This window comes from Loktanella agnita (assembly GCF_046640325.1).
Lineage (GTDB): Bacteria > Pseudomonadota > Alphaproteobacteria > Rhodobacterales > Rhodobacteraceae > Yoonia > Yoonia agnita.
In genome coordinates this window covers 99,053-117,519 of sequence record NZ_JBJMBF010000009.1, presented here as the reverse complement: position 1 = coordinate 117,519, position 18,467 = coordinate 99,053, and the positions used below count along the sequence as shown (strand labels likewise).

19 protein-coding genes are annotated in these 18,467 nt (G+C 56.6%); 14 read left to right on the top strand and 5 right to left on the bottom strand.

Annotated elements, in window-relative coordinates; translation table 11 throughout:
* Nucleotides 1-32 precede the first annotated feature (32 nt).
* From ACJ5NV_RS12120 to ACJ5NV_RS12095, 6 genes are all read left to right on the top strand, one after another.
* The gene (locus ACJ5NV_RS12120; protein ID WP_411644028.1) at nucleotides 33-980 is read left to right on the top strand and encodes a D-ribose ABC transporter substrate-binding protein; all 948 of its coding nucleotides are present in this window, start codon (nucleotides 33-35) and stop codon (nucleotides 978-980) included.
* Between the two features lie 70 nt (nucleotides 981-1,050).
* Complete coding sequence (locus ACJ5NV_RS12115; RefSeq protein WP_411644026.1) at nucleotides 1,051-1,701, top strand: DUF2291 family protein; 651 nt, start codon at nucleotides 1,051-1,053, stop codon at nucleotides 1,699-1,701.
* Nucleotides 1,698-3,239: a sugar ABC transporter ATP-binding protein gene (locus tag ACJ5NV_RS12110; protein WP_411644025.1), complete on the top strand. Its 1,542-nt coding sequence runs from the start codon at nucleotides 1,698-1,700 to the stop codon at nucleotides 3,237-3,239. The genes ACJ5NV_RS12115 and ACJ5NV_RS12110 overlap by 4 nt, the downstream gene beginning before the upstream one ends.
* On the top strand, nucleotides 3,239-4,300 hold the full coding sequence (locus tag ACJ5NV_RS12105; protein ID WP_411644023.1) for an ABC transporter permease: 1,062 nt from the start codon (nucleotides 3,239-3,241) through the stop codon (nucleotides 4,298-4,300). Before ACJ5NV_RS12110 ends, ACJ5NV_RS12105 begins: the two co-directional genes overlap by 1 nt.
* Nucleotides 4,301-4,310: 10 nt before the next feature.
* The gene (locus ACJ5NV_RS12100; RefSeq protein ID WP_411644022.1) at nucleotides 4,311-5,327 is read left to right on the top strand and encodes a Gfo/Idh/MocA family protein; all 1,017 of its coding nucleotides are present in this window, start codon (nucleotides 4,311-4,313) and stop codon (nucleotides 5,325-5,327) included.
* Nucleotides 5,324-7,048: a hypothetical protein gene (locus ACJ5NV_RS12095; RefSeq protein WP_411644020.1), complete on the top strand. Its 1,725-nt coding sequence runs from the start codon at nucleotides 5,324-5,326 to the stop codon at nucleotides 7,046-7,048. Before ACJ5NV_RS12100 ends, ACJ5NV_RS12095 begins: the two co-directional genes overlap by 4 nt.
* On the opposite strand, the gene nanR is transcribed toward ACJ5NV_RS12095, so the two are convergent.
* Nucleotides 7,045-7,770, bottom strand: coding sequence for a transcriptional regulator NanR (nanR, locus tag ACJ5NV_RS12090; protein ID WP_411644019.1), 726 nt, complete (start codon nucleotides 7,768-7,770; stop codon nucleotides 7,045-7,047). The two genes, ACJ5NV_RS12095 and nanR, sit on opposite strands and share 4 nt — an antisense overlap.
* Nucleotides 7,771-7,840: 70 nt before the next feature.
* The gene (locus tag ACJ5NV_RS12085) at nucleotides 7,841-8,668 is read right to left on the bottom strand and encodes a phosphogluconate dehydrogenase C-terminal domain-containing protein (protein WP_411644017.1); all 828 of its coding nucleotides are present in this window, start codon (nucleotides 8,666-8,668) and stop codon (nucleotides 7,841-7,843) included.
* 117 nt (nucleotides 8,669-8,785) lie between these two features.
* Between ACJ5NV_RS12085 and ACJ5NV_RS12080 the strand changes: the two genes are divergently transcribed.
* Together ACJ5NV_RS12080 and ACJ5NV_RS12075 are read left to right on the top strand one after the other, a co-directional pair.
* The gene (locus ACJ5NV_RS12080) at nucleotides 8,786-10,099 is read left to right on the top strand and encodes a four-carbon acid sugar kinase family protein (RefSeq protein WP_411644016.1); all 1,314 of its coding nucleotides are present in this window, start codon (nucleotides 8,786-8,788) and stop codon (nucleotides 10,097-10,099) included.
* Nucleotides 10,096-11,361 carry a ribulose-bisphosphate carboxylase large subunit family protein gene (locus ACJ5NV_RS12075; protein WP_411644014.1) on the top strand — a complete coding sequence of 422 codons (1,266 nt, stop codon included), beginning with the start codon at nucleotides 10,096-10,098 and terminating at the stop codon, nucleotides 11,359-11,361. The genes ACJ5NV_RS12080 and ACJ5NV_RS12075 overlap by 4 nt, the downstream gene beginning before the upstream one ends.
* A gap of 276 nt (nucleotides 11,362-11,637) precedes the next feature.
* Here ACJ5NV_RS12075 and ACJ5NV_RS12070 read toward each other — a convergent pair whose 3' ends face one another.
* Nucleotides 11,638-11,823: a hypothetical protein gene (locus ACJ5NV_RS12070; protein ID WP_411644012.1), complete on the bottom strand. Its 186-nt coding sequence runs from the start codon at nucleotides 11,821-11,823 to the stop codon at nucleotides 11,638-11,640.
* 274 nt (nucleotides 11,824-12,097) lie between these two features.
* On the opposite strand from ACJ5NV_RS12070, the gene dusA reads away from it, so the two are divergent.
* Together dusA and ACJ5NV_RS12060 are read left to right on the top strand one after the other, a co-directional pair.
* The gene (gene dusA / locus ACJ5NV_RS12065) at nucleotides 12,098-13,120 is read left to right on the top strand and encodes a tRNA dihydrouridine(20/20a) synthase DusA (RefSeq protein WP_411644010.1); all 1,023 of its coding nucleotides are present in this window, start codon (nucleotides 12,098-12,100) and stop codon (nucleotides 13,118-13,120) included.
* Nucleotides 13,121-13,129: 9 nt separating this feature from the next.
* Nucleotides 13,130-13,945 (top strand): sulfite exporter TauE/SafE family protein, encoded by an 816-nt coding sequence (locus ACJ5NV_RS12060; protein WP_411644009.1) that lies wholly within the window; start codon nucleotides 13,130-13,132, stop codon nucleotides 13,943-13,945.
* Nucleotides 13,946-14,034: 89 nt separating this feature from the next.
* Here the strand turns inward: ACJ5NV_RS12060 and ACJ5NV_RS12055 are convergent, their stop codons facing one another.
* On the bottom strand, nucleotides 14,035-14,691 hold the full coding sequence (locus tag ACJ5NV_RS12055) for a helix-turn-helix transcriptional regulator (RefSeq protein ID WP_411644007.1): 657 nt from the start codon (nucleotides 14,689-14,691) through the stop codon (nucleotides 14,035-14,037).
* Nucleotides 14,692-14,895: 204 nt separating this feature from the next.
* Here ACJ5NV_RS12055 and ACJ5NV_RS12050 point away from each other — a divergent pair, with 204 nt between their 5' ends.
* The 4 genes from ACJ5NV_RS12050 to ACJ5NV_RS12035 are packed head-to-tail and all read left to right on the top strand — an operon-like array spanning nucleotide 14,896 to nucleotide 17,250.
* On the top strand, nucleotides 14,896-15,108 hold the full coding sequence (locus tag ACJ5NV_RS12050; RefSeq protein WP_411644006.1) for a twin-arginine translocase TatA/TatE family subunit: 213 nt from the start codon (nucleotides 14,896-14,898) through the stop codon (nucleotides 15,106-15,108).
* A 26-nt stretch (nucleotides 15,109-15,134) separates the two neighbouring features.
* Complete coding sequence (gene tatB, locus ACJ5NV_RS12045; protein ID WP_411644004.1) at nucleotides 15,135-15,545, top strand: Sec-independent protein translocase protein TatB; 411 nt, start codon at nucleotides 15,135-15,137, stop codon at nucleotides 15,543-15,545.
* Nucleotides 15,542-16,411, top strand: coding sequence for a twin-arginine translocase subunit TatC (gene tatC, locus ACJ5NV_RS12040; protein WP_411644002.1), 870 nt, complete (start codon nucleotides 15,542-15,544; stop codon nucleotides 16,409-16,411). Before tatB ends, tatC begins: the two co-directional genes overlap by 4 nt.
* Nucleotides 16,408-17,250: an ATP-binding protein gene (locus tag ACJ5NV_RS12035; protein ID WP_411644000.1), complete on the top strand. Its 843-nt coding sequence runs from the start codon at nucleotides 16,408-16,410 to the stop codon at nucleotides 17,248-17,250. The genes tatC and ACJ5NV_RS12035 overlap by 4 nt, the downstream gene beginning before the upstream one ends.
* 35 nt (nucleotides 17,251-17,285) lie before the next feature.
* Here ACJ5NV_RS12035 and ACJ5NV_RS12030 read toward each other — a convergent pair whose 3' ends face one another.
* Nucleotides 17,286-18,461, bottom strand: a complete 1,176-nt coding sequence (locus tag ACJ5NV_RS12030) for a peptidoglycan DD-metalloendopeptidase family protein (protein ID WP_411643999.1) — start codon at nucleotides 18,459-18,461, stop codon at nucleotides 17,286-17,288.
* Nucleotides 18,462-18,467 lie beyond the last annotated feature (6 nt).

The following is an 18,467-nucleotide window of genomic DNA, read 5'->3' as shown; positions in this document are numbered from 1 at the left end:
TCGCCAAGCTGCGTTTTTGGGAGGAAACAAATATGAACACGAACCGCCGCGTTTTTGTGTCCGGGCTTGCTGCCGCAGTGACACTGGCAACTACGAGTGTGGGCAGGGCCCAGGATAAGGGTCTGATCGCGATTATTACGCCCAGCCATGACAACCCATTCTTTAAGGCAGAGGCCGTTGGGGCCGAAGCACGTGCGCAGGAATTGGGCTATGAGACAATTATTCTGGTCCACGACGATGACCCGAACAAACAATCCGAGCTTTTCGATACGGCCATCGCACGCGGTGCGGATGCAATCATTCTGGATAACGCAGGTGCAGATGCCACTGTCGCTGTGGTGCAGCGCGCGCTTGATGCGGGCATCCCGTCCTTCCTGATTGATCGTGAAATCAAGGAATCTGGTATCGCCATCAGCCAGATCGTGTCGAACAACTATCAGGGCGCGCAATTGGGTGCAGAAGAGTTCGTGACCATCATGGGCGAAGAGGGCAACTATGTTGAGCTCGTCGGGCGTGAGGCGGACACCAATGCCGGTATTCGGTCAGCCGGGTATCACGATATCATCGACCAATATCCTGATCTAGTCATGGTGGCGCAGCAATCTGCAAACTGGTCCCAGACCGAAGCCTTTGAAAAGATGGAATCCATCCTTCAGGCGAACCCTGACATCAAGGGTGTCATTTGTGGCAATGACACAATGGCAATGGGCGCGTGGGCCGCGCTTGAAGCTGCGGGCCGTAATGAGGTGATCGTTGTCGGGTTTGATGGCTCTAACGATGTGCGTGACAGCATCCTTGCTGGTGGCATCAAAGCGACTGTTTTGCAGCCAGCCTATCGCCAAGCGCAGATCGCGGTCGAGCAGGCCGATCAGTATATCCAGACCGGCTCTACCGGCTTGGAAGAAAAGCAGCTGATGGATTGTGTTCTGATCAATGCTGACAATGCCGCCGATCTTGAGACCTTTGCTTTAAGTTCTTGATCAAGGTTACATTTACTTAAAACCAAGGGGTCCGCCGTTCGGGGCGGGCCTTTTGCGGGAAGGGGGCAGCATGCATCGTGCTCTGTATTTATCAGTGCTTTTAGCGGGGAGTCTTGCTGCCCTGAGTGCCTGCAAGGTGGTCAAAAACGCTGATCCGTCCGAGGCGGGGCAAGCGGAAGAGGCGCAAACCGACGAAGTGCGCATGGCCAACCTCGCGCGCGAGATGTGGGAGCCGCAGGTTCTTCCGGCGGTCGCGCAGCTTGTCACGCCGCTTGTGGATCTGCGCGCTGCATTGGCGCAGGATGTCGATGCCGCTGGCGCGCAATTTGGCTATAAGCCTGAAGGCGAAGCAAGTCCTTGGAATTTTGCCGTGGCCGGAACGGGTGTCATCGTTGAAACGAAGATGGAAAGCCGTGCTGCAAAGATACAGGTTGATACGGACAGTGATGGTGAAGCGGATGTAACGCTCCAATTGGGACCCATCATCCGAGGCACCGCGCTGCGCGACGCCATGCCGTTCCTCAGCTTTACCGATTTCCGCGACCAGATCGAGTTCGCGAAACTGGCAGGCGGGTTGAACGCGATGGCGTATGAGGCGCTGACAATCCCGACAGAGGACCCAATCGGGCAAACAGTCACGTTTGAGGGTGTCTATACGTTCAAGGATACTGCGAGCCGCCCCGAAATCGTGCCGATTTCCCTATCATTCGGTGCGCCATGACGCCCCATGACATCGGCTTGTCGATCCGTAACGGCACCAAAGTATACCCGGGCACCATTGCGCTGAAATCTGTGGATTTCGACCTGCACATGGGGGCGGTCAACGTCCTTGTGGGGGAAAACGGGGCGGGCAAATCGACGATGATGAAAGTCATCGCTGGGGTTGAGCAGCTGACCGAGGGGAAGATCATCACCGATGGCGGCGAGGTGAGTTTTCGAAATACGGTGGAGGCTGCCCACCATGGCATCGGTATCGTGTTTCAAGAGCTGAACCTATTTCCCAATATGACGGTGGCCGAGAACATCTTTGTGGCGCGCGAAAAAACCCGTGTCGGCATTGATATCGACACGGCGACGCAGCGAGCCCGCACCCGTGAACTGATGGTACAGCTGGAACAGGATATTGACCCGGATGATTTGGTCGGTGACCTGAGGGTTGGCCAGCAGCAGATCGTCGAGATCGCCAAATCGCTGGCGCATGACGCGCGCATTCTTATCCTGGACGAACCCACATCGGCGTTATCCTCTGCCGAGGTTGAAATCCTTTTTCGTGTCATTGCCGATTTGAAAAAGCGCGGTGTCGGGCTGGTCTATATTTCGCACCGGTTAGAAGAACTGATCCGGATTGGCGACTACATTACGGTGCTGCGTGATGGCGTGATCACCGGCGCGCGGTCGATGGAAGGTGTCGACATTGATTGGATCGTGCGGAACATGATCGGCGAAAGCGGCAAGGATTTCGCGAAAGAGATCGACCATCCGTTCGGTGAAGAGGTGTTCCGCGCTGAAAACGTTTCCCTGCCCGGCGCGGGTGGGGGGCTGGTCGTGAATGATGTCTCTCTGTCCTTGCGCAAAGGTGAAGTCTTAGGCGTTTACGGATTGATGGGGGCAGGGCGGTCCGAGTTTCTGGAGTGCGTCATCGGGCGTCATGGTCATGCCTCTGGCGCACTGTCGATTGATGGCGTTGCACTTAAAGAAAAAAGCGTTGCAGGGCGGATCAAGCGCGGGCTGGCGTTGATCCCCGAAGATCGAAAGAACGACGGTCTGGTGCAGCTTTTGTCGATCCGCGAAAACATGACCATGTCAAGTCTGGGCCGCTTTACCAAAGGCGTTCATCTGAGCCTTGGCCGCGAAAAGAAAACGGTCGCGGATTTTGTAAAAAGCATGACTATCAAGATCGCATCACCCGAACACGAAGTCTCGTCCCTTTCGGGTGGCAACCAGCAAAAGGTGGTCATTGCGAAGGCGCTGATGACGGGGCCGAAGGTGCTGTTGATGGATGAGCCGTCACGCGGCATCGACATTGGCGCCAAGGCAGAGGTGTTTCGCGTCATGCGACAACTCGCGGCAGAGGGGCTTGGGATCATCTTCGTCACCTCCGATCTGGACGAGGTAATGTCGCTTTCAGACCGGATTTTGGTGATGTCCAACGGGCGTATCACTGGAGAATTTACGCGCGACGAAGCAACCAACGCCAAGCTGGTTGCAGCGTCGGCAATTGGACACAAGACAGAACAAGATAGCAGGGAATCCGTCTGATGGCTGATCAAACAACGAATGCGCCATCATGGTCGAGTGCGAATGTGTGGCTTTTGCTGCTCAAGGCGCGGACGTTCATCGCGCTGATACTCGTCTTTAGTTTTTTCGCGCTGAACGCGCCGAACTTTCTGTCCACAGCGAACATGTTGATCATGTCCAAACACGTGGCGCTGAACGCTTTTCTTGCGATTGGTATGACGTTTGTCATTGTCTCGGGCGGGATTGATCTATCGGTGGGCTCTATTGTGGGGCTGTGCGGTATGGTCGCGGGGTATCTGCTGTTGAATGGGATTGATGTGGGCCTGGGCTGGACGATCCACTTCAACACCGTCGAAATCTGCCTGTTAGTGATCCTTGTCGGCATGGCAATTGGTGCGATCAACGGGTTCCTTATCACTCAGTTAAACGTCGCCCCCTTCATCGCGACACTGGGCACGTTATACGTCGCGCGCGGTGCGGCGATGCTGAGCTCGGACGGGCGGACTTTTCCGAACCTGAGCGGCAATGCGGAATATGGGTCTGACACCTTTCGCTGGATCGGAGCGGGCGAGATTTTTGGGATACCTTTCTCAATTGCCCTGCTGATCGTGGTCGGTTGTCTGGCGGGGTACATCGCGGCGCGCACGCCACTTGGCCGCCATATCTATGCGGTCGGCGGCAACGAACGTGCGGCCGGTCTGTCCGGGATCAAGGTTAATCGCACCAAGTATTTCGTCTATATTTTTTCGGGTTTCTGTGCGGCCTTGGTCGGGCTGATCATCTCGTCCCAATTGGTGGCAGCACACCCCGCAACGGGCAATACATTCGAGTTGAATGCGATTGCTGCGGCGGTGCTTGGTGGCACGTCCATGTCAGGCGGCCGCGGCCGGATCATCGGCACCATTATCGGCGCTTTTGTGATCGGCGTGCTGTCAGACGGGCTGGTCATGATGGGTGTGTCGTCTTTCTGGCAGACGGTGATCAAAGGTCTTGTGATCATTGCGGCGGTGGTGATCGACCAAGCGCAACAAAAGGTTCAAGCGCGTGTCGTGCTGCGGGCACAAGCGGCGATGGATAAATAGGGGGGAGAGCATGAAGGGTGCTCTGATCGGCTGTGGGTTTTTTGCCCAAAATCAGCTCCACGCATGGCGTGACATTGATGGCGTCGAAATCGTCGCGCTGTGCGACCAAGACGCCGGTCGGCTTGCGCAGAGCGCTGCGGATTTTGATATCAGCCGGACCTATCAAAATGCCGCCTACATGTTCGCGGCAGGTGGTTTTGATTTCGTTGATATTGCCACCACTGTAGGTTCTCATCTGCCGCTTGTGCGCATGGCGGCAGAGGCGGGCATGCACATCATCTGCCAAAAACCATTTGCGGAAAATCTGGAAGATGCCCGTGTGATGGTCGCGGCGGCAGAAGACGCCGGAAAGGTGCTGATGGTGCATGAAAACTTCCGCTGGCAATCACCGATACAAGCGGCTTTGGAGGTGGTGAAATCGGGCGGTATTGGCGATCCGTTCTTTGGGCGCTTTAGCTTCCGATCCGGGTATGACGTGTTTTCCGGCCAGCCCTATCTGGCAGAAGGCACACGATTCATCATCGAAGACCTTGGCATTCACACTCTTGATATTGCGCGGGCGTTTTTCGGTGATGCCAGTCAGATCACCGCGACAACGAAACGTGTAAATCCTGCCATCAAAGGCGAGGACGTCGCGACCATGTTGCTGGCCCATGAGGGTGGCGCAACCAGTGTCGTGGATTGTTCTTACGCGACCCGTCGCACGCCAGAGACATTTCCGCAAACTCTGCTGGAGATTGACGGCACAGAGGCCACGCTGCGTTTGGATGCAGGATATCAGTTGACCGTGACCGGTAAAGCGCCGCTGACCAAAGATGTTTCCCCGCCCTTGCTGCCCTGGGCGGAAAAGCCCTGGCATAACATTCAGGAAAGCGTGCAAACGATCCAGCAGCACTTTGTCGATTGTATCGCGCAGGGCCATCCCCCACAGACATCGGGGGCGGATAACCTCAAGACCCTCGCCTTGGTTGAGGCGGCGTATCTATCCGCAGCCGAACAGCGGGCAGTGCGCCTGTCAGAGCTGTGAACGATCACAAGGATCTCTACGGGACCGATCACCGGGCGCTACCGACCACCCACATGGCGCAGCGACCTTGGTCGTTCACGTTGGATTCAGGCAACCTGCGCTACGTCATGCTCAACGGGGTCGAGGCCATACGGAGCATAGCCTTTCTGGTGCGCGATAGCGATTGGGGCACCTTGTCGCCACGGATTGAAGGGGAAGCCACGATCCAGAAGGACGACCAGCTATGTGTGACCTACACTGCGACTTATGAGAGCAACGGCGCACGGCTGGTCGTTGATGTCACCGTCGATGTGACACCTACGTCGCTGACCATGTCAGCCCATGGCACTGCGACCGCCGGGTTTGAGACGAACCGCGCAGGCTTTACCGTGCTGCATCCGATTGATGGCGTCGCAGGGCAGGCGGTGCAGGTGGGCCATAGTGATGGCAGTGTCGAGCAGACCGCATTCCCGCTGCTGATCGCACCGTGGCAGCCATTCAAAGATATCGTATCGCTGACACATAACGCAGGTGATCATAGCGTGACCTGCAAGCTGGCGGGCGACACCTTTGAAATGGAAGATCAGCGGCAATGGGGGGATGCATCATTCAAGACCTACAACCGTCCACTGGCTGAGCCATGGCCTTATGTGCTGGATGCGGGGAAGCCATTGATTCAATCGGTTGTGCTGACTATCGGCGACCGGTTGCCATCTGTGCCAGCGAAGCCAGTAGAAGAGACGAGACCAGCAAATTTTCCGGAAATGGCACTGGTGCTGACGCCTGCTGACGCTGCGCGACTGGCCGCATCGCCTGATGATCTGGCATTCGTTCAGCCGCAGCGATTGTTGTGCCACTTGGATATGGACCTTGGCGCGTGGGATGAACAAATTCAGGCGTTTGCTGCCGCACAAGCGGCCTGTCCTGATATCCTGTTCGATTTGGAGCTTATCCTATCCTGTGCCGATACACCCGCAACTGAATTGGCTGCAATTGCCGAGCTTATGACCGATGCGCAATTTACCCCGGCGAGCATTATGCTGTGCCCGTCTGTGGATCGGCAATCGACGCCGCCAGGATCAGAATGGCCGGACTGCCCGCCACTCGAAGAGATCCACCTCGCGGCTGCCAATGTCTTTCCAGATGCGTGCCGCGGTGGTGGCATGGTAAGCTTTTTTCCAGAGCTGAACCGCAAACGCCCGCCGCTTGAAATACTGGATTTTGTTAGTCATGGGCTATGCCCCATCGTGCATGCCGCCGACGATATTTCAGTTATGGAAACACTCGAAACCATTCCGCACATCACACGCTCTGCGCGCGCGATATTCGGGGGTTTGCCCTATCGGATCGGCCCCGCGACAATTGCGATGCGTCAGAACCCATATGGCAATCGCACCATCCCGAACCCCGACTTGCAGCGCCTATGCATGGCTGACGATGATCCGCGTCATCGCGGGCAGTTCGGCGCAGCTTATGTGGTTGGACTGGCCACCGCGCTTGCACCTGCAGATATCGCCGTCTGGACCCCGGGGGCTGTCTATGGCCCACGTGGGGTCACGGGCCCGTCGCCCATTGCAAGGGCGCTGGCCACCTTGGCAGGTCTTGCCGGGGAATCTGTCAAAGATGCGCAGATCGCCAACGGCACCGCACGGCTGACTGTCGGGGACACGTCAATCGTAGCGAATTTAACACCTGAAACGCGCGACGATCTGGGGCCATACCAGTGGCGTGTGGAAGGCTAGACCTGATTGCCTAGGGAAAACCGGGAATCCGCACGGCTGAGATGATCTTCCAACGCACGTTCGCTGCCTTCAACATCATTGGCCAGCAGCCGTGCCACGATTTCGGCATGTTCGCTTAGCGTTGTTTCCTCTCTGCCTGACCACAGCAACAGCGACGCATGGTATTCAAAAAGCCATGTGAGCATCATTTCCGTGATTGCCTGGATAAGCGGGTTCGCCGTGATCTGTGCCAACCGCGTGTGGAAGGCGATATCGGCCTTCATAAAAAGCTCTGCATTCCCGAGCTGCGCGCGTTGTGCGTCGATCAAAGCCGAAAGGTCAGCGGCATCTTTCGACGTGCATTTCTCGGCAGCAAGCCTAGCGGTGCCGCGTTCCAGAATATGACGTATGCCTTTTAGATGTTCGATGTTGGCAGGCTCGCTCGACAATAGCAGTTTGGCGATATCGTCCAACTGGCTGAATGCCACGCCTGCCGTGAGAGCATTGACGCGGCTGCGCCCGCCATGGGTGATCGTAATCAAGCCCTTACTTTGCATCGCTTGCAGGGCTTCACGCACGGCAGGACGCCCGACGCCAAATCGTTCCATCAGCACCCGTTCGGACGGCACCACATCGCCTGGTGCAAGCTCCCCGCTCGCGACCAGTTCGCGCAGCCGTTCAAAAACTTGATCCGACAGTTTTAGGCGAACGATCTTATTATCTTGGGCACCTTGGTCACTCATGCTGCGTCATTTCCTTTTTTGGACAGACATCACGCAACATTAGAAGTTGTTCACTGGTGCTACAAGTAACTTACGTGATCCGCTCGATGCTTGCCGCGATTTCATCTGGCTCAAAAACCCGTTTCCAGTCGTCGCGCATCAAAACCGGCTTGCCGAATTCGATGGCTTTGTTGCAAGCATCCGAAAAGACCCCATCGACTTCACCAAATATCACTGCGCCCAAGATATTCATGTGGCCGAGTAGAAAGTCGCGCGCTGCTTCTTTGGGGACGCCGCGAGCAACGACTTCATCCATCGCTTCGCGCATGATGTCCAACAAAGAGGCACAGACCGTTTCCGACAAACCCGGTTCCAGCAGCGCCATCTGTTCTACGGTGACACGGTGCGACCGGGCAACGGGTGCATAGATGGCTTTTCCGACAGCCTCGCCCAATGCGTAGTCGGCTTCGGGTCCTTGCATCAGCGCGTTTACAATACCTTGTTGTGCAGCGATTCCGCCAAAATAGTCCTTGCGGCCAGCCTCGGTACTTTCGTCGTTATAGATTGGCGGATGGCAGGGGTGGCTGACGAAATAGGTAACATCATCGCGGATCGGCAGGTGACCCGCGAAGGGGGCTGCAGCATCAAGGCAGACAATCATCGCGCCGGGTTTTACTTGGTCAATGATACCAGCAGTAACCTTGCCAATAGCTGTGTCCGGGACTGCTAACACGATTACATCGGCATCTTTCAAGGCTACCTCTGGAGGCTGGCAATCAAAGCCGAGCTCGGTCTTCAAGCGTTCTTTCCCGATGTCGGAGACTTCGACATGCGCGGTTTCAAACTCTGTATTTGCAAGGTTGCGTGACAGGCGAACGCCCATCTTACCGCCAGCCCCGAATAGTGCGATTTTCGTCACGCTCGTTCTCCCAAAGATATCGCAGTGCTCATCAGCCTGCGAATTGACAACTGGTATAATAAGTTACTAAGTATTCCACTGAGTCAAGGGGACAGCAGGTGAAATGAGGGTGGGAATTTGAATAGATTACCTGATGGTATCTTGGTTGCGTGGTATGGGGATGATTTTACCGGTGCGGCTGCCGTGATGGAGGTGCTGAGTTTTTCGGGGGTCAACACGATGCTGTTTCTTGATCCGCCGACACGCCAACAGTTGGAAAATTATCCAGATATCCAAGCGGTTGGGGTCGCTTCCACTGCGCGGGCGCAATCGCCTGAATGGATGCGTGAAAATCTTCCCACGGCGTTTTGCGCACTGCTCGCGCTGAAGCCGCAACTCTTCCATTATAAAATCTGCTCTACATTGGATTCATCCCCTGACTTTGGCTCTATCGGGTGCGCGATTGAGGTCGGGGCGGATCTGACGGGGGCGAAAACGGTGCCAATCCTGGTGGCCGCCCCCCAAATGGGCCGCATTCAAAAGGATGGGGAGTTATTCGCAGAATTTAAGGGAAAAATGTACCTACTGGATCAGCACCCGGTCATGTCCTGCCATCCCATAACGCCAATGACGGACGCTAATGTCGCGCGCCATATCGCCTTGCAGTCGAGCCGGATTGCGCCCGCCGAAGGAGCAGATTTGTCAATCACTGCAATTGATTGCGTGACGCAGGATGATGAATCTGCGGCTGGAGCAAAACTCTGGGGTGATCGGGTTTCCTCTTCTTTCGTAGTCGGGTCACAGGGTGTGGAATACGCGCTGGTGCGCCACTGGGTCGATAGCAACCTCGTTGAATCGCAGCCATCGCCGCCCGGTATCGGGCGCGCTAAGGGCATGGTGACGGTGTCCGGATCGGTTTCGCCGGTGACGGCGGATCAGATAGCCTGGGCGCGCGACAACGGATTTACGACCATGCGCTTTGATGTGAGTAAAGCTTGTAAAGATGACAGCAGTTTGAACGCTGAAATAGAACGTCTTGTGGCGTCAGGGATTGCTGCGTTGGGCGCAGGTAAAGACCCGCTCATCTTCACGGCTGAGGGGCCGAATGATCCTGCCGTTGCCGAACTTGAGGCATTGGGGCGAGTGGAAGGCGTAAGCATGGAAAAGGTGAATGCGCGTTTAGGCGATGCCCTTGGGCAGGTGTTGGACCGTGTTCTGGCGCATTCAGGTGCAACACGCGCGATCGTGGCCGGGGGGGATACCTCTGGGCATGCGACCGCGCGTTTGGGTATCTTCGCCCTCTCTGCATTGGCGCCGACGATTCCGGGAGCGGCTTTGTTTCGCGCGCATGCGGATGGGCCGCGTGATGGGTTGGAACTTGCGCTCAAAGGGGGGCAGATGGGCAGCCCCGACTATTTTGGCTGGATACGCTACGGAGGGGGGCAGCGATGACACGCATATACGCGACTTACGATATTGAAACACCTGTCGGACTTGAACGGGCGGCTGCTGTACTTGCGGGAGAACAATCGACCGGAACTTTTGTGCGCCTTGCGGCGGAAACCGATGAGTTGCGGGCGCGCTCTGCCGCCGTAGTCGAAAATATAGAACCAACAGGCACATCAAAGATACCTTCGTTACCGTGCCGCAAATCCGGTGAGACATACGAACGCGGATTGGTCACGGTCAGTTGGCCGCTGGGTAATTTTGGTACTTCTTTGCCAACGCTTTTGTCCACTTTGGCAGGGAACCTGTTTGAGTTGGCCGAACTGTCTGCCATCCGATTGGTCAGCATGGATCTGCCGGCAGCATTCGCCAATGATCACCCTGGCCCACAGTTTGGTGCCGCTGGCACACGGTCGTTTATGGGGGGACATGAGGGGCCACTTATCGGGACCATTATCAAACCCAGTATCGGGTTATCCGCGCAAGAAACCGGTGATCTTGTGCGTACCTTAGTCGAGGCAGGGATTGACTTTATCAAAGATGACGAGCTGCAGGCGAACGGTCCTGATTGCCCGTTTGACGACCGTTTGGATGCAGTGATGCAGGTCATTAACGATCATGCCGATAAGACTGGCAAAACAGTGCCTTATGCTGCGAATATCACTGATGAGATCGACCAGATGAAGCGTAATCTCGACAAGATGCAGAGCGTCGGGGCGGATTGTGCGATGGTCTGTGTGTCTTCTATCGGGCAAGCTGGCTTGCGTTCTGTGCGTGATCACAGCGCGGCATTGATCCACGGGCATCGCGCAGGGTGGGGCGTTTATTCACGCTCTCCAGATATCGGGATTAGCTTTGAAGTCATGCAGAAACTGTGGCGGCTGGCGGGTGTCGATCATTTGCATGTCAATGGATTGGGCAACAAATTTACCGAGGATGATGCCACCGTCGCCCATGCCGCGCGTTCGGTGCAAAAGCCGGTCTCTGACCACGGTGGTCCGACCCATGCAGCTATGCCGGTTTATTCATCTGGGCAGACGATCTGGCAGGTTGATCCGGCCCGACGCCTGCTGGGCAATGATGATTTCATCTTTTGCGCGGGGGGTGGCATCATGAGCCACCCGAGCGGCCCGGCCGCCGGTGTCATCAGTTTGCGGCAGGCCGCAGCGGCTGCGCAGCAGGGCATTCCGATTGAAGATTTCGCAACCACTGGTGATCCATTGTCTCAAGCAATGGCCCAGTTCCGACGCCCAGAGATCAAGGTTTAGGGTCGCAAAAAGACATTGATGTACACGGATCGGGTGTCCTGCAGGGACGGCTTTGGGAGTCCTTTAGCAACCTAAACAAGTCAGCTTTAACCCCAACCGTATATGGAATACCGTCAGAGCTGTATGCGCGACTTTTAATGCCTTCATCGTCGCCAATCCTTGTGTAAAATGCGGATGGCACTTTGGCTTACAGAGCAGCAATTGGTTGCGGTGATTTTGAAATTTTGACTTTTTACCTCTAAATTATTATCAACGAGGGCTGAAAATGGACCGGTTTCAGGCGCTCCAGCCCTCCGGATTTTTCAATACATCTTCACGGCGCTTTAGCCAGCTTTTGGCGGCCTGCTCGGAGGCGAATGTCTCCACTAGATTGAGGATGACCTTATCTTTCTTTCTCTTCCGGATTTGAGCAGTAAAGCTCGGTTTGCCATTCTTCTTGGCGCGCTTAACAATGATTCCCATGGCATGTCTTTTCAGTCTCGGGGTTTCCATTCCTGGGGCATTTGATCGTTCGTATTTTTCAGAAGCGGGTTTGTTTTGTTTGGTCCCCAAGAAAGGGGGAGATCGGGGCGAATGAGAACAAATTCCTCGCATAATTGGGATTGGGCCTTCATGTGACATCCGGGAGGTGGAAACTTGCCGGGAAAAAGTGCTACACGGCGGCTTCGGTGCTACATTCCGTAGCACTGCACTCAAAAGCGGGGCTAAATCGGGCCGAAACGGGGAAATCGAAAAAATGGTTGATCTGAAAAACCAAGAAAAAACAGGGTTTTCCGACGTTCTGCGGGCTGCGCGCCTTTCCATTGCACCCATGATGGATTGGACTGATCGCCATTGCCGGTATCTCCATCGCCTGATGTCACGGCAGGCGTTGCTCTATACTGAAATGGTGACCGCACCTGCCATCATTCATGGTGATCGTGACCGCTTGCTTGGTTTTGACCGGGCAGAGCAGCCTGTCGCGTTGCAGCTTGGCGGGTCCGATCCTGCGCAATTGGCTGCGGCCGCGCGCTTTGCGCAAGACTTTGGCTACGCAGAGGTTAATCTGAATTGTGGCTGCCCGTCCGACCGGGTGCAATCGGGCTTCTTTGGCGCTGTGCTGATGGAGAATGCGCCGCTCGTGGCGGATTGTGTGGCAGCGATGCAGGATGCGGTTACTCTTCCGGTGACTGTCAAATGCCGGATTGGTGTCGACGATCAGGACCCGCAGCAGGTGCTGCCAGATTTTCTCTCGCGCGTGTCGGCGGCTGGCGTTGAACGGTTTACGATCCACGCACGCAAGGCTTGGCTGCAAGGGCTTAGCCCCAAGGAAAATCGCGATATTCCGCCGCTTGACTATGATCTCGTTTTGCAGATGAAAGGGCTGTTCCCACATCTGCATCTATCGGTAAACGGCGGGATTAACACGCTTGATGAAGCAGAGGATTGCCTGAGCAAAGGCATGGACGGGGTAATGATCGGGCGCGCCGCCTATCATACGCCGAGTGATATTTTGCTGGAGGCCGATGCAAGGATTTTCGGAACACCTTCCGCGCGCACTGCGGAAGACGTAGTAGAACTGATGCTGCCTTATATTGCGGCGCATATCGCACAGGGCGGCAAGCTTAATCAGGTGACCCGGCATATGCTGGGCCTGTTTCAAGGGCGACCCGGCGCGCGGGCGTGGCGGCGCTACCTCTCTGAAAATGCCCATCGCGAAGGGGCTGGACCCGCCGTGCTGGAACAGGCATTGCGTCTGGTAGAAACACGGGCAGCGTAGGAAAGACCCATGGAAAATCTATTGGTGCTGGCAGCCATGGGTGCGCTGCTATTACTGTCCGGTGCTGTGTCCGGTGTTTTGGCGGGCCTATTGGGGGTCGGTGGCGGCATCGTGTTGGTGCCCGCTTTCTTTTATGTGTTTGGAGCACTGGGGTTTGGTGGCCCCGATCTGATGCAGCTATGTCTTGGCACATCGCTTGCGACAATCATCGTCACCTCTATCCGCTCGACGTTGGCCCATGACCGCAAGGGCGCTGTGGATTGGGCGATCCTTAAATCCTGGGTGCCCGGCATCGTGGTGGGGGCATTGCTGGGTATGCTGGTGGCTTCGCGGCTTTCATCGACCGTTTTACAGGCGATGTTCGGGGGGTTGGCCGCCATTGTCGGTCTGTATCTGGCCTTTGGGCAAGAGCATTGGCGCGTGGGGCAGCGTATGCCCGGTGGGATCATACGGGTGGTTATGTCTTCGGTGATGGGGTTCTTTTCCGTTCTGATGGGGATCGGCGGTGGGTCGTTCGGGGTGCCGATAATGACCGCCTTTAATGTGCCGATCCACAAGGCCGTGGGCACGGCCGCCGGCTTTGGTCTTGCCATCGCCGTGCCTTCGGTCGCTGGTTTCCTTTTCACCCAGGTCACCGCCGCGCCCCCGCTGACCGTTGGTTCCGTGAATTTGATTGCCTTCGGGCTTGTAGTGCTGATGACGGTTTTGACCGCACCATTTGGCGCGACACTGGCGCATCGCACCGACGCGGGCGCATTGCGCCGGATCTTTGGGTTCTTTCTGATCATTGTTGCGCTGAATATGCTACGCGATGTGTTGTTTTGATTGCGTAATGCCTCCTTGACTGTGCGACCATTCGGGCAAGAGCATTGACCCTATAATTTACAGAACCATGCGGGCCGCCACATGATCACTCATCGGCCCCGGTTGAAATCGCGTAGCGATTTTCCCGCTTCATCCACAAACAGGCTGGGCAGAATGCGTAGGCTGACAATCTGGTCTACTCTGATCTCGTCGAACATTTTACGTGTTTCACACCAAACTACGCAGGTCCAAAGCCGCCCCCAGTAATCCAGTTGTAGCGGGCGAACCCGGCGGGTTGCGTCCCCTAAGGTGACTTCCAGCTTTTGGCGAGAGCGGATCGCGTGCCTTACGCTGGGTAGATGCTGAAATCCGCGTGTGGCGTCCGCGAACGGATAGATGGCAAAACCATATCCGGCAGGCGCACGGCTGCGATCCTCGGGCAGGACCGCGTCCAGCTTTGCAGACAGAGCCCGTGCTGCGGCAGAGAGTTCCGGGTCACCACCTTTGCCGACCGCGCTAAGCCCCAGATGCAGCGCCTCGACTTCCGTCATGGTCAGGTTCAGCGGGGGCAGAGTGACGGCGGCGGTGACGCGGTAACCGATCCCGCGTTCGCCTTCGATTGGGACGCCTGACGCGGCAAGCGTTTCCATGTCGCGATAGATAGTCCGCAGCGACACCTGCGTGGCGCCAGCAAGATCGGCAGCCTTGTGCAAGGTGCCATCTCGCAGAATTTGGACAAGCTGCATCAGTCGGTCTGCGCGGCGCATATGATTCTCTCTTTGCTTGCGGGTATTTTGTCAATTTTCTGACAACTGACAAGTAAATGTCATAAATGTAGAAATATCCTTATGGAAAAGGGCGTTGGAAAGTCGCTAAGCGCCGTTTTAGCGCTTCCATTGTAGGTGTTGCGGCCCTATCTGTAATGCGAAAGCAAAGCGCGTGCGGATCATACACCGCCAGAGGAGAGAGAGATGCTCAACAATATTGGCCTTCCCGGCCTTCTACTGATTGCAGTTGTCGTGCTGGTCCTGTTCGGGCGCGGCAAGATTTCCAGCCTGATGGGCGAAGTCGGCAAAGGCATTACCGCGTTCAAACGTGGCGTTGACGATGGCAAAAAAGAGCTGGACGACAGCATGGCCAACGCCCGCGACGTCACACCCGAAGACGAAAAAGACAAAGCCTAAATCATCCTAAGTAAGGACCGCGCCTGATGTTTGGCCTTGGCATGAGTGAAATGGTGCTGATTGGCATCGTTGCCCTGATCGTAATCGGGCCAAAAGATTTGCCCGGCATGTTTCGCACACTTGGCCAATTTACCGGCAAGGCGCGCGGCATGGCGCGGGAGTTTTCGCGCGCTATGGAAGCCGCCGCCGATGAGGCCGGGGTGAAGGATATTTCCAACACGATCAAGACCGCAGCGAACCCCAAGCAATTCGGCGTGGACAAGATCAAGGATGCGACGGGCATGGCCAAAGGACCTGAAACGCAGACCCTGTCTGAGGAACGCCAGGCCGCGAAGGAAAAGATGAGCGCGGCCATGGGCAAGGCAGCGGAAGAGCGTCACGCACGCGAAGCCGCAGAGGCCGCCGCCGAAACGACCGCGCCGGAGGCGGATAAATGAGCGCCGCAGACGAATTAGAAGATACCGCCGCCCCGCTGATCGAACATCTGACAGAATTACGGTCTCGGCTGATCCGGTCACTGCTGGCGTTTATTGTCGGCATGGTGATTTGCTTCACGGTCTGGAACCCTGTGTTCAACTTCCTGACCCTGCCACTTTGTGATGCGCTTGCGTCACGCGGGCAGGATTGCGACCTGCAATTCATCGCGCTGGAAGAAGGCTTTTTTGTTGCAATCCAGATCTCTCTTCTGGGCGGGCTGATGCTAGGATTTCCGTTTATTTCCTATCAGTTGTGGCGCTTTGTTGCGCCGGGGCTCTATAAATCTGAAAAGGGCGCGTTCCTGCCGTTCCTCATCGCATCACCCTTTATGTTTCTGCTAGGGGCGGCCTTTGCCTATTACGTGATCACGCCGCTGGCCTTTGGGTTCTTTCTGGGCTTTCAGCAGCCGGGCAGCGTTATCAATGGGACGGACAGTAGCACACAGGCAGCGGGCATTCTGTTTCAAGGCTCGGCCAAAGCCTATCTGAACCTGACGATCAAGTTCATCGTGGCGTTCGGCCTTTGCTTTCAACTGCCAGTTCTGCTGACCCTGATGGGCAAGGCGGGTCTGGTGTCCGCACGCGGTCTGCGGGGGACCCGGAAATACGCTGTTGTCGGCATCCTGATTGTGGCTGCCCTAGCGACACCGCCGGACGTGATTTCGCAGGTGATCCTGTTTGTCGTCGTTTACGGGCTTTATGAGGTATCGATTCAATTGGTGGCGCGGGTGGAACGCAAGCGCGAGGCGAAGCTGCGTGCAGATGGTCTGTGGGATGAAGACCTGCATGGCGAAGGCACATTTGAGGACGAGGATAAGACCGCGTGACCAAGAAAGCCCTGCGCCGGATCGCTAATGCGCTGGAACGGATCAGCCCTGCACCAGCAGCAGCACCCGATTTTTCGAAAGCGACGGCCTTTGTCTGGCATCCGGACCCTGATCGGCTACAGCCCGTGCCGCAGGTTAATCGGGTTGATGTCGATCTGCTTGTGGGCGTGGATCGTTCTCGCGATACTCTGATGGCCAATACTGTGCAGTTTGCGCGCGGCCTGCCTGCGAATAACGCGCTTTTGTGGGGTGCGCGCGGCATGGGAAAGTCCAGCCTCGTCAAAGCGATACATGGCGCACTTCAAGCCGACCACCCGGACCTGAAAATGGTCGAAGTCCAAAGGGAAGATCTACCAACGATCTCGCGCTGCCTGAATCTGCTGCGTAATGCCAAAGAGCGTTTTATTCTGTTTTGCGATGATCTGTCCTTTGGGCATGACGACGCGCATTACAAATCGCTCAAGGCGGTGCTGGATGGCGGGATTGAGGGACGGCCCGACAATGTGGTGCTTTATGCCACATCGAACCGGCGGCACCTGATGCCGCGCGACATGATCGAAAATGAACGCTCCACCGCGATTTCGCCGTCAGAGGCGGTCGAAGAAAAGGTGTCGCTCTCGGATCGTTTTGGCCTGTGGCTGGGCTTCCATCCTTGCGATCAGGATCAATACCTCGCGATGATCCGGGGCTATTGTGACGCGCATGGGGTCGTGATTGACGATGCCACATTGCGCGCCGAAGCGGTGGAATGGCAGGCGACACGCGGTAGCCGCTCTGGCCGTGTGGCTTGGCAATATTTTACAGATTTGGCTGGACGGCGTGGTGTTGCCATCAAGTAAGGTGGATCTGGATCCACCTTACGCTGTGACCTCTGTCAGGGCAGAAAATCTGCCGGATCAACACTTTGCAGACCGCGCCGCACTTCAAAGTGCAGATAGCTTGGGTCTGCGTTGCGCACTTTACCCAACACCTGACCGCGCGACACGCTGTCATTTTTAGAAACGGTCAGCCCTTCCATCTGGGTGTAAACCGTCAGCAGCCCGTCGCTATGTTTGATGACAACAATTGACCCGCCGCTGGTGTCATTCGTGACCGCGGCGACGCTGCCACCATCTGCGGCTTTCACCTCGGTTCCGGCTGGCACGCCGATGTCGATGCCGTCATTGCGGCCTGCCGCATAGGCGCGGATGATATCGCCCCGCACCGGATAGCTAAACCGTGCGTTGGAAGCCGCGGCTGGCGCAGGTGCTGGTGTGCCCAGATCAGGGGCTGCCGGGGTTGCGGACGTGGGCAAGGGGATCGCCGGATCGTCAGAGGGCAGGGGGGCCGCAGCACTTGGCGGCAAAGGTGTGACTGTGCCTACGCCCGGTGCTGTGACCGCTTGCGTGGGCGCTGTACCATTGCCCCGTGGGATCAGCAAGAACTGCCCTTCGCGGATCGTGAACTCGCTGTTGAGCCCGTTCCACTGTGCGATATTGCTAACAGGCACATTATATAGGCGTGAGATGGAAAACGCCGTCTCACCACGTTTCACCTGGTGACGGATCGGTTCCGCCGCCGTTTGCGCTGCCGGGGTGGCGGTGGCCGGTGTTGCGGGTGCGAGTGGTGTGGCAGTGACATTAGTATCCGCGCGGTCAAGGGCAGAGGTCGCCACAGCCGTCACATCAAGCGGTTGGCCAGTGCCCGCACCTGCCGCGCCGGCAGGTTCGGCCACGCGGCCGGGCAGGGCGATGATTTCATCGCGGCGCAGGATCACATCTGGCTCAATCCCGTTGTAATCAGCCAGTTCATTGGCGTCGATCCCAAGCCGGATGGCAATCCCACGGATCGTGTCATCACGGCGGGCCACGACCACTTGGTAATTGGGGTAAGAGATCACACCGCGTTCATCCGGGCGTGGCCGGTTCGGCAGATCTTGCACCGCCCGGCTGGTGTCAAAACCATTGCCCATATCGCGCATATCGAAATCGAAGCCGTCACATGCGCCAAGTGCGGTCAGTGCCGCACCAGTCATCAATACGCGCCGTAGCTTTTGCCTGTTCGCCATCATACCGCT